This is a genomic window from Croceitalea vernalis (assembly GCF_031846405.1).
GTDB classification, from domain to species: domain Bacteria; phylum Bacteroidota; class Bacteroidia; order Flavobacteriales; family Flavobacteriaceae; genus Croceitalea; species Croceitalea vernalis.
Genome location: NZ_JAVRHU010000032.1, coordinates 1 through 281, shown reverse-complemented (window position 1 = coordinate 281; position 281 = coordinate 1). Strand labels below are relative to the sequence as shown.

General features: G+C 43.4%; 1 protein-coding gene. It reads left to right on the top strand.

Annotation, left to right across the window (positions count from 1 at the left end):
- Positions 1–281, top strand: a 281-nt coding sequence (locus RM520_RS15280; RefSeq protein ID WP_311388577.1) for a hypothetical protein, incomplete at both ends; no start/stop codon positions are given.

The window sequence follows — 281 nt, the reverse complement described above, 5'->3', positions numbered from 1 at the left end:
CAATGTAACCGATAACTCAGCTATTAATCCTGATGATTATACGGTAGCTAATACAGATACCTTCGTAACATTCCCTGCCGGAACAGCAACAGGGTCTTCTCTTGTAGTGACTATCAACATCGTGGACGATATGCTTATCGAAGCAACGGAAACTTTAGATATTACACTTGCTTTTGATGCTACTCCGCCTGCTGGTATTAACATGCTGGATGATACTGCCGTAGGTACCATTACTGATAATGATGCCAACGACCCAACAGAAGGGGTTGCTGTTAGCGACT